General features: G+C 66.1%; 10 protein-coding genes. 9 read left to right on the top strand and 1 reads right to left on the bottom strand.

Going from position 1 to position 13,484, the window contains the following annotated elements:
• The first annotated feature begins 203 nt into the window (after positions 1–203).
• The 9 genes from ACCQ10_RS12260 to ACCQ10_RS12220 all read left to right on the top strand — a co-directional run bounded on the left by ACCQ10_RS12260 (position 204) and on the right by ACCQ10_RS12220 (position 12,240).
• The gene (locus ACCQ10_RS12260) at positions 204–1,571 is read left to right on the top strand and encodes an aspartate aminotransferase family protein (protein ID WP_372360798.1); all 1,368 of its coding nucleotides are present in this window, start codon (positions 204–206) and stop codon (positions 1,569–1,571) included.
• Between the two features lie 246 nt (positions 1,572–1,817).
• A complete protein-coding gene (locus ACCQ10_RS12255; protein ID WP_039407856.1) occupies positions 1,818–2,933 on the top strand; it encodes a polyamine ABC transporter substrate-binding protein in 1,116 nt (371 codons plus the stop codon).
• Between the two features lie 299 nt (positions 2,934–3,232).
• Positions 3,233–4,435, top strand: coding sequence for an HlyD family secretion protein (locus tag ACCQ10_RS12250; RefSeq protein ID WP_372360797.1), 1,203 nt, complete (start codon positions 3,233–3,235; stop codon positions 4,433–4,435).
• Positions 4,432–6,018 (top strand): MDR family MFS transporter, encoded by a 1,587-nt coding sequence (locus ACCQ10_RS12245; protein WP_039407852.1) that lies wholly within the window; start codon positions 4,432–4,434, stop codon positions 6,016–6,018. The genes ACCQ10_RS12250 and ACCQ10_RS12245 overlap by 4 nt, the downstream gene beginning before the upstream one ends.
• Positions 6,019–6,022: 4 nt before the next feature.
• Positions 6,023–7,510, top strand: coding sequence for an efflux transporter outer membrane subunit (locus ACCQ10_RS12240; RefSeq protein WP_372363114.1), 1,488 nt, complete (start codon positions 6,023–6,025; stop codon positions 7,508–7,510).
• Positions 7,511–7,845: 335 nt separating this feature from the next.
• On the top strand, positions 7,846–8,976 hold the full coding sequence (locus tag ACCQ10_RS12235) for an ABC transporter ATP-binding protein (protein ID WP_372360796.1): 1,131 nt from the start codon (positions 7,846–7,848) through the stop codon (positions 8,974–8,976).
• The gene (locus ACCQ10_RS12230; RefSeq protein WP_372360795.1) at positions 8,973–9,887 is read left to right on the top strand and encodes an ABC transporter permease subunit; all 915 of its coding nucleotides are present in this window, start codon (positions 8,973–8,975) and stop codon (positions 9,885–9,887) included. The genes ACCQ10_RS12235 and ACCQ10_RS12230 overlap by 4 nt, the downstream gene beginning before the upstream one ends.
• Complete coding sequence (locus ACCQ10_RS12225) at positions 9,884–10,732, top strand: ABC transporter permease subunit (RefSeq protein ID WP_372360794.1); 849 nt, start codon at positions 9,884–9,886, stop codon at positions 10,730–10,732. Before ACCQ10_RS12230 ends, ACCQ10_RS12225 begins: the two co-directional genes overlap by 4 nt.
• A 143-nt stretch (positions 10,733–10,875) precedes the next feature.
• Positions 10,876–12,240: an NAD-dependent succinate-semialdehyde dehydrogenase gene (locus tag ACCQ10_RS12220; RefSeq protein WP_372360793.1), complete on the top strand. Its 1,365-nt coding sequence runs from the start codon at positions 10,876–10,878 to the stop codon at positions 12,238–12,240.
• Between the two features lie 234 nt (positions 12,241–12,474).
• Here ACCQ10_RS12220 and ACCQ10_RS12215 read toward each other — a convergent pair whose 3' ends face one another.
• On the bottom strand, positions 12,475–13,476 hold the full coding sequence (locus tag ACCQ10_RS12215) for a magnesium and cobalt transport protein CorA (protein WP_039407843.1): 1,002 nt from the start codon (positions 13,474–13,476) through the stop codon (positions 12,475–12,477).
• Between the last annotated feature and the right edge of the window lie 8 nt (positions 13,477–13,484).

Here is a 13,484-nt window from a genome sequence, read left to right as displayed (position 1 = left end):
TTGTCCCCCTTTATGGGGGAGAAGGTGCCCGAAGGGCGGATGAGGGTACGGCGTATGACGATGCCTGACGCCTCGCGCGTTTGACATTGCGCACCGCCCCGCCTGCGTGTTTCCACGCCCGGAGTCCGGCGCGTGCAACCGGAAGCACCTTTGTGTCCGGCCGATCGGCCATAGACTGCATGGACCCCGCAGCCGGAGTGGCCATGGATCCGCAAGCACTGAAGACCTTGCAACAGCTCGATGCCGCCCATCATCTGCATCCGTTCAACGACAACGCGGCATTGGCGCAAAAGGGCACGCGCATCCTGACGCGCGGTGAGGGCGTGTATGTCTGGGATGCCGACGGCAACAAGTTGCTGGATGCATTTGGCGGCTTGTGGTGCGTCAATGTCGGCTATGGACGCAAGGAGCTGGCGCAGGCAGCTGCGCGGCAGATGGAGCAGCTGGCGTACTACAACAGCTTCTTTCAGTGCACGACCGAACCCACCATCCAGTTGGCGGCCAGGCTGGCGGAGCTGGCACCCGGCGATCTGAATCATGCGTTCTTCGCCAACTCCGGGTCGGAGGCCAACGACACCATCCTGCGCCTGGTCCGGCATTTCTGGGCGGTGCAGGGGCAGCCGCAAAAACGCATCTTCATCGGTCGCCATGATGGCTATCACGGCACCACCATGGCCGGGGCCAGCCTGGGCGGCATGCAGGGTATGCACAAGCAGGGCGGCTTGCCGATTCCTGATATCCACCACATTACGCCGCCGTATCACTTCGGCGATGGCGGGGAGATGGACCCGGAAGACTACGGGTTAGTCGCGGCGCGTCGTCTGGAAGACACGATCCTGCAGCTCGGGCCGGATAACGTCGCCGCCTTTATCGGCGAGCCGATCATGGGCGCGATTGGCGTGTACATCCCGCCGCGCAGTTACTGGCCTGAAATCGAGCGGATCTGTCGGCGCTACGACGTGCTGCTGGTGGCCGATGAAGTGATCTGCGGGTTCGGGCGCACCGGCGCCTGGTTCGGTGCGGACTACTTCGGCTTTCAGCCCGATGTGATGACGCTGGCCAAAGGCATTACCTCCGGCTACATCCCGCTGGCGGCAGCCATGTTCAACGATCGCGTGGCCGGCGTGCTCAAGGCGCAAGGCGGCGAGCTGGCGCACGGTGGCACGTATGCCGGGCATCCGGTGTGCGCGGCCGTGGCGCTGGAGAACCTGCGCCTGCTGCAGGACGACGGCATCGTGGACACCGCGCGCACGCAGGTTGCGCCGTATCTTGCGCAGCGCTGGGCCGAGCTCGGCGAGCACCGTCTGGTGGGCGAGGCGCGCATCGCCGGGTTGATCGGGGCGCTGGAGCTGGTGCCGGACAAGCGGCAGCGTGGGGTGTATTTCCAAGGGCGTGGGCGCGTCGGCGCGCTCTGCCGCGACTTTGCGTTGCGCCGCGGCCTGATCCTGCGTGCCACCTACGACGCCATGCTGCTGTCGCCGCCGCTGATCATCACCTGCGACCAGGTGGACGAGCTGTTCGACAAGGCCTGGGCGGCGCTGGATGACACCGCGCATGCGTTGGGCAAGTAAGCGATGGCGGCTTGCCGCCAACGCATCGGTGCGCGCTGACGCGCGTTGCCACGGCAATATGGAGACCGGCATGTCGATCCGCCGTACGGCATCGCCGGCGTCGGGCTCGCCGACGGACGGCGAGCAATGACTCCCGCTGCCCGGCGCGAATGCCTGCCGCAGCCGCTGTGCAAACTCGGGCACGGTGGGTAGTCTGGCGCCAGACCGGCCCCGCGCCGGACCGCCCCACCGTGCCGGAGACCTCCCATGACGCTGCGACTGCTCGCCCTGACGCTGTCCCTCACCCTGCTGTCCGGCTGCGGCGGCGATGGCGCCGCGGGCAAGGCCGAGGCGCAGGCCAAGGTGCTCAACGTCTACAACTACTCCGACTACATCGCCGAAGACACCATTCCCGCGTTCGAAAAGAGTACGGGCATCAAGGTCACCTACGACGTGTTCGACAGCGACGAGATGGTGGAAACCAAGTTGCTCGCCGGCGGCAGCGATTACGACGTGGTGGTGCCCACGCTCAATTTCTTTGGCCGGCAGATCCAGGCGGGTGTGTTCCTGCCGCTGGACAAAAGCAAGATCCCTAACCTGGCCAACCTCGACCCGGACATCATGCGCCGCATCGCCGCGCAGGATCCGGGCAATGCCTATGGCGTGCCGTACATGATCGGCACCACCGGCATCGGCTACAACGTCGACAAGCTCAAGGCGATCTTCGGCAGCACCGATGTCGCCAACAGCTGGGATCTGGTGTTCAAGCCGGAGAATCTGTCCAGGCTCAAGGACTGCGGGGTGACCATCCTGGACACGCCCTCGGACATGATTCCGATCGCGCTCAATTACCTCGGGCTCGATCCGCACAGCACGGTGCCGGCCGAGATCGAGAAGGCCGCCGCGCTGATCAAGACCATCCGCCCGTACGTGCAGAACTTCCACTCCAGCCAGTACGTCACCTCGCTGGCCAACGGCAATACCTGCCTGGCGGTGGGCTGGTCGGGCGACATCATCCAGGCGCGCGATCGCGCCAGGGAAGCGGGCAACAACGTCAACGTGGCCTACGCCATTCCGAAGGAAGGCGCGCCGCAGTGGTTCGACATGCTGGCCATCCCCAAGGACGCCAAGCATCCTGAAAATGCGTACGCCTTCATCAATTACCTGCTCACGCCCGAGGTGGCCGCGGCCAACAGCAACTTCATCCACTACGCCAACCCGGTGCGCAGCGCCACGCCGCTGGTGGATGCGGCGATCCGCAACGACCCCACCATCTATCCGCCGCCGGAGGTGACCGCCAGGATGTTCACCTACGCGATCAACCCGCCGGAGGTGGACCGCCTGTACACGCGGCTGTGGACCGAGATCAAGACCGGCCGGTGAGGCCGGCGCGCAGGCGCTGACGCGGCGTACGCCGCCGCGCCCTCATGAAGGTCCAATGGTTGCCTGCAACACTGCAGACCTGGTCGCGGGCGCGCACCTCCGCCGCAGGCCGGCATGCCTGGCCGCTGCAACCGGGCGGCCCATGTACCCGGCGGGTCCATTGCCGCGCAGGCTGACCAGGCTCGTCACGCAATCTGTACCGGCGGGTTCAAATAATTGTATGGTTTCGCCGCTTTCGCCGGCGCCGCTGCCGCGGCATGCCGTCGCGCGCCTCGCCCACGACACACAGGACGCCTCCTTTGAGCAACCAAGACCACCAGCCCACTGACGGCCGCGCCCAGGCGGGCGATGCGCAAGGCGCCGAGACGCACCAGGACCAGGAGCCGGCCAAGCCGTCGCCGCTGAAGAACCCCAAGGTCAAGTGGACGCTGATCCTGGTGGGCGTGCTGGTGCTGGTCCTGCTGGTGGTCTGGCTGGCCTACTACCTGATCAAGGGCCGCTACATGCAGGACACCAACAACGCCTACCTGCAGGCCGATTCGGTGGCCGTGGCGCCGCGTGTCAGCGGCTATGTGACCAAGGTGCTGGTGGGCGACAACCAGATCGTGGACGCCGGCCAGCCGTTGCTGCAGATCGACGACCGCACCTACCAGGCCACCCTGCAGCAGGCCGAAGCGGCAATTGCCGCACGCCAGGCCGACATCGTGGCCGCCACCGCCAATGTCGCCGGCCAGGAAGCGGCGCTGCTGCAGGCGCGGACCCAGGTGACCTCGGCCGCGGCCAGTCTCAAGTTCGCCCAGGCCGAGGTGAAGCGTTTCGCACCGCTGGCCGCCTCCGGCGCCGATACCCATGAGCACCAGGAAAGCCTGCAGCACGAGCTGGCGCGCGCACGCGCCCAGTACGATGCGGCCCAGGCGCAGGCCACCGGTGCGCAGAGCCAGATCCAGGCCAGCCGCGCGCAGCTGGAGCAGGCCCAGGCCGGCTTGAAGCAGGCGACCGCGGATGCCGACCAGGCCCGCGTGGCCGTGGAAGACACCCGCCTGACCAGCCGCATCCATGGCCGCGTCGGCGACAAGACCGTGCAGGAGGGCCAGTTCCTGGCCGCCGGTACCCGCACCATGACCATCGTGCCGCAGGAATCGCTGTACCTGGTCGCCAACTTCAAGGAAACCCAGGTCGGCCTGATGCGCCCGGGTCAGCCGGCCGAGATCGAGGTCGATGCGCTGTCCGGGGTGAAGCTGCATGGCAAGGTCGAAAGCCTGTCCCCGGGCACCGGCTCGCAGTTCGCCTTGCTGCCGCCGGAAAACGCCACCGGCAACTTCACCAAGGTGGTGCAGCGCGTGCCGGTGCGCATCCGCGTGCTGGCCGGCGAGGAGGCACGCAAGGTGCTGGTGCCGGGCATGTCGGTGGAGGTCACCGTCGATACGCGCTCGGCCAAGGACGCCAAGGAACGCGCTGAAAAAGAATCCGACCGCGTGCGGGAGCAGGAGCGCGCGCAGTGAGTACAGCGGCCGCCACCGGCCAGGGTGCCGGCGGCGGTGCCAGCCGCGAGAAGGCCGAGCCCGGCGCCTGGTTGGCGGTGCTGGCCGGCACCATCGGCTCGTTCATGGCCACGCTGGACATTTCCATCGTCAATGCCGCGCTGCCCACCATCCAGGGCGAGGTCGGCGCCAGCGGCACCGAGGGCACCTGGATCTCCACCGCGTATCTGGTCGCCGAGATCATCATGATCCCGCTGACCGGCTGGTTCGTGCGCACGCTGGGCCTGCGCAATTTCCTGCTGATCTGCGCGTTGATGTTCACGGCGTTCTCGGTGGTCTGCGGATTGTCGACCTCGTTGACGATGATGATCATCGGCCGCGTGGGGCAGGGGCTGGCCGGCGGCGCGTTGATTCCCACCGCGCTGACCATCGTCGCCACGCGCCTGCCGCCCAGCCAGCAGACCATGGGCACTGCACTGTTCGGCATGACCGTGATCATGGGCCCGGTGATCGGCCCGCTGCTGGGAGGCTGGCTCACCGAAAACGTCAGCTGGCACTACGCGTTCTTCATCAACGTGCCGATCTGCGCGGGCCTGGTGGCGCTATTGCTGCTTGGCCTGAAGCACGAAAAGGCCGACTGGGCCGGCCTGCTCAACGCCGATTGGCTGGGCATCTACGGCCTGACTGCCGGCCTGGGCGGGCTTACCGTGGTGCTGGAAGAAGGCCAGCGCGAGCGCTGGTTCGAATCCAGCGAGATCAACATGCTGAGCCTGATCTCGTTGAGCGGGTTCATCGCGCTGGTGATCGGCCAGTTCCGCAGGCGTGCGCCGGTGATCCGGCTGTCGCTGCTGCTGCATCGCAGTTTCGGTGCGGTGTTCATCATGATCATGGCAGTGGGCATGATCCTGTTCGGTGTGATGTACATGATTCCGCAGTTTCTGGCGGTGATCTCCGGCTACAACACCGAGCAGGCCGGCTACGTGCTGCTGCTGTCCGGCCTGCCCACCGTGCTGCTGATGCCGATGATGCCCAAGCTGCTGGAGGTGGTGGACGTGCGCATCCTGGTGATCGCCGGCCTGATCTGTTTTGCCGCCGCCTGCTTCGTCAATCTGGGGCTGACCGCCGACACGGTGGGCATGCATTTCGTGGCCGGGCAGTTGCTGCAGGGCTGCGGACTGGCGCTGGCGATGATGTCGCTCAACCAGGCGGCCATTTCCTCGGTACCGCCGGAGCTGGCAGGCGATGCGTCGGGCCTGTTCAATGCCGGCCGCAACCTGGGCGGCTCGGTCGGCCTGGCGCTGATCTCCACCTTCCAGGAGCGCCGCATGACCTTCCATACCGAAACCATCGGCAGCGCGATCACCGCCAACGCGCCGCGTGCGCAGGAATTTCTGGCCGGCGTGACTGCGCAGATGCAGGGCAGCGCCGGTGGCGAAGCGGCGATTCGCTCCATCGCCCAATTCGCACGCGTGGTGCAACAGCAGGCGTTGGTGATGACCTACAGCGATCTGTTCTGGATCTTTGGCGTGATCGTGGTCTGCACGATTCCGCTGGCCTTTTTGCTCAAGCCGTTACCCAAGGGGACGCACCTTGCAATGCACTGATTCCCTGCGCGCGATGCGCCTCCCACTGGCTGCGGCGCTGAGTGCCGTGCTGCTCGGCGGCTGCATGCTCGGCCCCAACTACACCAAGGCGCCGGCCGTGGCCGATGCGGCCATGCAGGCGCCCGCGCTGCATCGCGCCAGTGGCGCGCAGGTGGTTGCCGCCGCGCCGCTGAACCACTGGTGGGAGCAATTGAACGACCCGCAGCTGACCCGGTTGGTGACCCAGGCGCTGGCCGACAGCCCCAACCTGCGCGCGGCGCAGGCCAGGTTGCGCGCCAACCGCGCGCTGGCGCGCCAGCGCCGCGCCGAGCGTCTGCCCAAGCTCAACGCCAGCGCCGTGTATGCGTATGCCGAGCCGCCGCAGACCATCGTCGATACGCTGGGCGGGCTGCAGCAAGGCCAGCCCGGGCAGCCGGGACAGGGCGATCAGGCGCTGGATCTGGAAAAGACCCAGATCTACAACGCCGGTTTCGATGCCAGCTGGGAGCTGGATCTCTTCGGCCGCCGCCGCCGCGCCGCCGAAGGCGCACTGGCCCAGGCGCAGGCCTCCGAAGCCGAGCTGGCCGATGCGCAGGTGCAATTGGCTGCCGAAGTGGGGCAGGTCTATCTCAACTACCGCGGGTTGCAGGCGCGGCTGGCCATTGCCGATGCCAATCTGGACAAGATCCGGCAGTCGCTGCAGTTGGTGCAGCAGCGCCGTGACCAGGGCGCCGCCTCCGACCTGCAGGTCGAGCAGATCGCCACCCAGGTGCAGCAACAGCAGGCGCAGCGCCTGCCGCTGGAAATGCAATTGCAGGAAGCGCTGGACCAGTTGGCGCTGATGGTCGGGCGCGAACCCGGCGCACTGGATGCGCAGCTGCGCACGCCGCAGCCGCTGCCGATGCTGCCCAGCGAAGTGCGCGTGGATGATGCGGGGGCGTTGATCCGCCGCCGCCCGGACGTACGCAAGGCCGAGCGCGAGCTGGCCGCGTCCAGCGCGCAGATCGGCGAAGCCTTGAACGGCTACTTCCCGCAGGTGACCTTGCTGGGTGGCCTGAGCTGGGTGGCCGGCTCGCCGAGCGATTTCAATTCCGACGCGTTGACCACCCTGGCGGTGCCGATGCTGCGCTGGTCGATCTTCGATTTCGGCAAGACCCGCGCGCAGGTGGAGCGGGCACGCGCGGGCAATGCCGGGCGCGAGGCGGCGTATGAAGGTGCGGTGCTGGCTGCGTTGCAGGATGCAAATTCGGCGTTGGCGCGCTTCGGTTCGGCACGCAAGCAGCTGGTGGTCGCGCGGCAGGCCGAGGCCTCGGCCACGCGCTCGGCCGGGCTGATGCAGCAACGTCGCGATGCCGGGGCCACCTCGTCGATCGATCTGCTGGACGTGCAGCGCCAGCAGCTGTCGGCGCAGGACGCCGCCGCGCAGGCGCAGGTGCAGTTGCTGGTCAACTACGTCGCGCTGCAGAAGAGCCTGGGCCTGGGCTGGAGCGAGGCACCGCCGGAAACGCGCTGACGGGCAGGGCGGTCGCCCTGCGGCCGCCGCAGCCAGGGCAGCATTGCCTGTCGCAGACCGCAGGCAATGACGCCATTGCCCCTGGCCACGCTCGTCCCAGGTGCGACGGTGAATGCATGAGTCCGTGTCGGCCGCCTTCGTGGTTGTAGGCTGCAGGATCGGCGGGCCGCGCAAACCACTGCGGTGCCGGCGTTACCGCAATCGCAATCCCGGCCCACTGCTGATGCTGCACGCCGCATCCCGGACCGCGCGCACGGCGGTGGACACATGCTTTTGCCATCATGGCGCGCAGGCTCCGCACACGGCGCCTGCGCGTCCCCCCAGCGAGAGGAACCATGTCACTGACCGAGGCCTTGCCGCCCATTACCAGCAGCGCAGATGCCGGCTACCTGTCGATCAGCCAAGTCCGCAAGGAGTTCGATGGATTCGTGGCGGTTGACGATGTCAGCCTGCAGATCCGCAAGGGCGAAATCTTCGCGCTGCTGGGCGGGTCGGGCAGCGGCAAGTCCACCTTGCTGCGTTGCCTGGCCGGCTTCGAGCGGCCGACCAAGGGGCACATCACGCTCGATGGCCAGCCCATCGATGCGCTGCCGCCGTACGAGCGGCCCATCAACATGATGTTCCAGTCGTATGCGTTGTTTCCGCACATGAGCGTGGAGCAGAACATCGCCTTCGGGCTGAAGCAGGAAGGGCTGTCGAAGGCGGCCATCGCCGCCCGCGTCGGCGAGATGCTGGAGCTGGTGCAATTGGGCGCGTTGGCCAGGCGCAAGCCGCATCAGCTCTCCGGTGGTCAGCAGCAGCGGGTGGCGCTGGCACGCTCGCTGGCCAAACAGCCCAAGCTGCTGCTGCTGGACGAACCGATGGGCGCGCTGGATAAAAAGCTGCGCTCGCAGATGCAGCTGGAACTGGTCAACATCATCGAAACCTCCGGCGTCACCTGCGTCATGGTGACCCACGACCAGGAGGAAGCGATGACCATGGCCACGCGAATCGCGTTGATGGACCAGGGCTGGATCCAGCAGGTCGGCACGCCCGATGAAATCTACGAACAACCAGCCAATCGCTTTGCCGCCGAGTTCATCGGTTCGGTCAATCTGCTCGACGCAGTCATCGTCGAAGACCAGCCGCAGTACGTCAGCTTGCAGGCGCCCGCCTTCCCCGCCTACATCCGCATCGGCCACGGCATCACCGGCTTCGAAGGCCAAGCGGTGGCATTTGCGCTGCGCCCGGAAAAGTTGGCCATCGGCAAGGACGAGCCGGCGCAGGCCTGCAACAAGGCGCAGGGGGTGATCGAGGACATCGCCTATTTCGGCAGCCATTCGGTCTACCACGTGCGCCTGCCCAGCGGGGTCAAGCTGATGGCCAACTTCGCCAATCGCCAGCGCTGGGCCAGCGAAGCGCTGACCTGGGGCGATGCGGTGTGGGTGGGCTGGGGCGAGGACGACGGCGTGGTGCTCACCGCATGAGGTCGCGCCTGTTCCGTCGCGGCTTGCCAGGCGCGCGCTGGGGCGTGATTGCCGCCCCGTATGTGTGGCTGCTGGTGTTCTTCGCGATCCCGTTCCTGATCGTGCTGAAGATTTCCTTCGCCGAGCGCGCCACCGCCATGCCGCCGTATACGCCGCTATTCGCCTACGCGGCCGATGGGGCGGTGAGCGTCAGGCTGCATCTGGGCAACTATCTTGCATTGGTGCGCGACAGCCAGTATGTGGCCGCGTACCTGAGCTCGATCAGGATTGCGGCCATTTCCACCGCGCTGGCGCTGTTGATCGGTTACCCGATGGCGTATGTCATCGCGCGCCTGCCGTTGGCTACGCGCAACGTGGCAATGATGCTGGTGGTGCTGCCGTCGTGGACCTCGTTCCTGATCCGCGTGTACGCCTGGATCGGCATCCTCGATGGCAACGGCCTGCTCAATCGGGCACTGCTGGCGCTGGGCGTGATCGAGCAGCCACTGCAACTGCTGTACACGCCGATCGCCGCCTACATCGGCATCGTGTACTGCTATCTGCCGTTCATGGTGTTGCCGCTGTATGCCAACCTGGTCAAGCACGACAACCGCCTGCTGGAAGCGGCCTACGATCTTGGCGCGCGCCCGTGGCACGCGTTTGTGCGCATCACCTTGCCGCTCTCGCGCAACGGCATCGTGGCCGGTTGCATGCTGGTGATGATTCCGGCGGTGGGCGAGTTCGTGATCCCGGAAATGCTCGGCGGGCCGAACACCTTGATGATCGGTCGCGTGCTGTGGGGCGAGTTCTTCAACAACCGCGACTGGCCGGTGGCCGCCGCCGTGGCCACCGTCATGCTGGTGTTGCTGCTGGTGCCGATCGTGATCTTCCACCGCTACCAGCAGCGCGAGCTGGAAGGACGGCTGACGTGATGCGCGCCTCCCGCAGCGCGCGCCTGCTCGGTGGCGCCGGCCTCGCGCTGGGGTTTGGCTTCTTGTATCTGCCGATCCTGTTGCTCATGGCGTACTCGTTCAACGCCTCGCGCCTTGCCACGGTGTGGGGCGGATTTTCGACACGCTGGTATGGCGAGTTGATGCGCGACCGGCAACTGCTGGACGCGGCCTGGGTGAGCCTGGAGGTGGCGTTCTGGACCGCCGGTGCCGCCATGGTGCTTGGCACGATGGCGGCGATGGCGATGGTGCGCATGCGTCGCTTTCCCGGCAAGACCGTGTTCGGCGCATTGATCACTGCGCCACTGGTGATGCCCGAGGTGATCATCGGTTTGTCGATCCTGCTGCTGTTGGTCTCGATGGGCGGCGTGCTCGGCATCGCACCGCGTGGCGCAGTGGCCATCTGGGTGGCGCATGTCACCTTCACCGTGTCGTTCGTGACGGTGGTGATTTCGTCCCGCCTGCAGGAGCTGGATCGGTCGCTGGAAGAAGCGGCGATGGATCTCGGCGCAACGCCGCTGAAGGTGTTCTTCCTGATCACCCTGCCGCTCATCGCCCCGGCCTTGGCATCGGGCTGGCTGCTGGCCTTTACGCTGTCGCTGGACGATGTGGTGATCGCCAGTTTTCTGGCCGGGCCCAGTTCCACCACGCTGCCGATCAAGGTGTTTGCGTCAGTACGGTTGGGCATCAGCCCGAAGATCAACGCGCTGGCCACACTGATGGTGCTGGCGGTATCGGTCGCCGCAGTGATCGGTTGGTGGCTGCTGGCACGCAGCGAAAAGCGCCGCCTGCGCGATCAGCAGCTGGCGTTGCAACACGAGAGCTGACGGCACCGTACACGTATTCGCCATCGCAGTGCGGCCCGTGGGCGCAGGCGGGCGAACACAGCGTTGCGCTATTTTCAGGCCGTTGTGACGCGGCCCGAACCCATCGGCCACTAGCATTGGACATCTTGCTACTGGAGACCGTCATGTCCTACGACACCGTGAACCCGGCCACCGGCCAGGTCGAGCATACCCAGCAGACCCTGGACGCCGCCGGCATTGAAGCGCGTCTGGCCGCTTCCGCCAAGGCGTTTCCGGCGTGGGCCGCGTTGCCGCTGGCGGAGCGGGGTGCCTTGCTGCGCCGCGTCGGCGAGGAGCTGAGCAGGCGACGCGAGGACCTGCAACGCATCATGACCGCCGAAATGGGCAAGCTGCGTGTCGAGGCGCTGGCCGAGATCGACAAGTGCGCGCAGGGCTGCGCCTATTACGCCGAACACGCAGCCGAGTATCTGGCACCGCGCAACATTCCTACCGAAGCGCAATCGAGCTATGTGCGCTACGAGCCGTTGGGCTGCGTCTTTGCGGTGATGCCGTGGAATTTCCCGCTTTGGCAGGCGTTTCGGTTTCTGGCGCCGGGCCTGATGGCCGGCAACGTGGCACTGCTCAAGCACGCCAGCAATGTTCCGCGCTGCGCCGATGCCATGAAGGAGGTGCTGGACGACGCGGGCATCCCGCCGGGCGTGTTCGATGTGCTGCATATCGACAACGACCAGGCCGCCGACGTGCTGCGCGACGACCGCATCGCCGCAGTGACGCTCACCGGTAGCGAACGCGCCGGGCGTTCCCTGGCCGCGAATGCGGGCGACCAGCTGAAGAAATGCGTGATGGAGCTGGGCGGCAGCGATGCCTTCGTGGTGCTGGAAGACGCCGAGTTGGAGCACACCGTGCAATCGGCAGTGCAGTCGCGCTTCGACAACAGCGGGCAGACCTGCATCGCCGCCAAGCGCTTCATCGTGGTGGACGCGATTGCCGATCGATTCATCGCGCGCTTCGTCGCTGCGGCGTCCAAGCGCGTGGTTGGCGACCCGCAACAGGAAAGCACCACATTGGCGCCGATGGCACGTGCCGATCTGCGCGACGAGCTGCACAAGCAGGTGCAGGCCAGCGTCGCCAAGGGCGCCACCGTCTTGCTGGGCGGCGAACCGGTGGCCGGCTCGCATGCGGGCTACCCGGCAACCATCCTCGACAATGTCGCGCCCGGCATGCCTGCTTACGACGAAGAATTCTTCGGCCCGGTCGCGTCGATCATTCGCGTGGCCGACGAGGCAGAAGCGGTGCGCGTGGCCAACGACACCACCTTCGGGCTGGGCGGCAGCGTATGGACGGCAGACGCCAAGCGCGGCGAACGCGTCGCCCAGCAGCTGCAATGCGGCGCGGCATTCGTCAACTCGGTGGTCAAGAGCGACGTGCGCCTGCCGTTCGGCGGCATCAAGCGCTCAGGCTTCGGCCGCGAACTCGCCGATCACGGCATTCACGAGTTCATGAACATCAAGACGATTTATGTGGCTTGAAAGCCGGGATTGGTGATTCGGGATTCGAGATTCGCAAAGGCCAGGGTGCTTCCTTCTCCCGCTGGGAGAAGGTGCCCGAAGGGCGGATGAGGGGCACCGGTAGAGCTTGAGCAGTCTGGGTGAAACGATCAACGCAACAGCAATCGAAACACAACCATCGCTCAAGCTGGACAGCAAGCAGCAAACCCGCTCTAGCGAATCCCCAATCCCGACTCCCCAAGCCGCTACGCGGCTCTAAAGCCACCGAGCGCGCTTGAACAGGCGATACAACACCAGGCACGAGGCGACCACGCCGCCCACCAGTAGCGGGTAGGCGTAGGGTTTGTCGAGCTCGGGCATGTGGGTGAAGTTCATGCCGTACCAGCTGGTGATCAGGGTGGGGGCGGCCAGCAGGGCGGCCCAGGCACCCAAGCGTTTGACGGTCTCGCCTTGCGCCAGCGTCACCATCGACAGATTGACGCTCAGCGCGGTGCCCAGCATTTCGCGCAAGGTGTCGATGGCATCGTTGATGCGCACCGCATGATCGAGCACGTCGCGTAGATAGATGCCGACCTCGTCGTGAATCAGCCCGCCGGGGTTGCGCTTGAGGTGCGAGAGCACATCCTGCAGCGGTGCCACCACCAGGCGCATCTTGTTGAGCTCGCGCTTGAGCTCATACAGGCGCACCACGGTTTCGCGCTTGTAGTTGTCGGCGAAGATGTCCTTTTCCAGGCCTTCCAGCGTGTCGCGGAACTCGTCCATGATCGGCAGGTAGTTGTCGACCACGAAATCCAGCACACCGTACAGGCAGAACGAAGCGCCCATGCGCAGCATTGCCGGTTCGCGTTCGACCCGGTGCCGCACCGGTGCATACGACAGCGACGCGCCGTGGCGCACCGTCAACAGAAAGCGCGCGCCCAGAAACGCATGCGTTTCGCCGTAACGGATGCGTTCGTTGACCAGCTGCGCGGTGTTGACCACCACGAACAACGAGTTGCCGTAGCTTTCCGCCTTGGGGCGCTGATGCGCCTTGAGCGCGTCCTCGATCGCCAGATCGTGCAGGCCAAACTCGTCCTGCAACTTGTGCAGCACCGATTCCTGCGGTTCGTACAGCCCGACCCACACACAGCCGTCGGGGCGCTGCAGCACATCGCTGATCTGCTCCAGGCTGATGTCGTGGCGTGTGCCGTCACCGTCGTAATAGGCGCAGGTGATGACGCAGGACGGATTGTCTGGATGACGGCCGTGGGTGTTCATGGGCGCAT

Origin of the sequence: Xanthomonas sp. NCPPB 1325 (genome assembly GCF_041477645.2) — a bacterium.
Taxonomy (GTDB): domain Bacteria; phylum Pseudomonadota; class Gammaproteobacteria; order Xanthomonadales; family Xanthomonadaceae; genus Xanthomonas; species Xanthomonas cannabis.
This window is presented reverse-complemented; position numbering and strand designations above follow the sequence as displayed.

What these genes read in the sequence shown, in the direction of transcription:
- ACCQ10_RS12260 (WP_372360798.1), top strand. Translation starts at nt 204, where the DNA reads ATGGATCCGCAAGCACTGAAGACCTTGCAACAGCTCGATGCCGCCCAT.
- ACCQ10_RS12255 (WP_039407856.1), top strand. Translation starts at nt 1,818, where the DNA reads ATGACGCTGCGACTGCTCGCCCTGACGCTGTCCCTCACCCTGCTGTCC.
- ACCQ10_RS12235 (WP_372360796.1), top strand. Translation starts at nt 7,846, where the DNA reads ATGTCACTGACCGAGGCCTTGCCGCCCATTACCAGCAGCGCAGATGCC.
- ACCQ10_RS12230 (WP_372360795.1), top strand. Translation starts at nt 8,973, where the DNA reads ATGAGGTCGCGCCTGTTCCGTCGCGGCTTGCCAGGCGCGCGCTGGGGC.
- ACCQ10_RS12220 (WP_372360793.1), top strand. Translation starts at nt 10,876, where the DNA reads ATGTCCTACGACACCGTGAACCCGGCCACCGGCCAGGTCGAGCATACC.
- ACCQ10_RS12215 (WP_039407843.1), bottom strand. Translation starts at nt 13,476, where the DNA reads ATGAACACCCACGGCCGTCATCCAGACAATCCGTCCTGCGTCATCACC.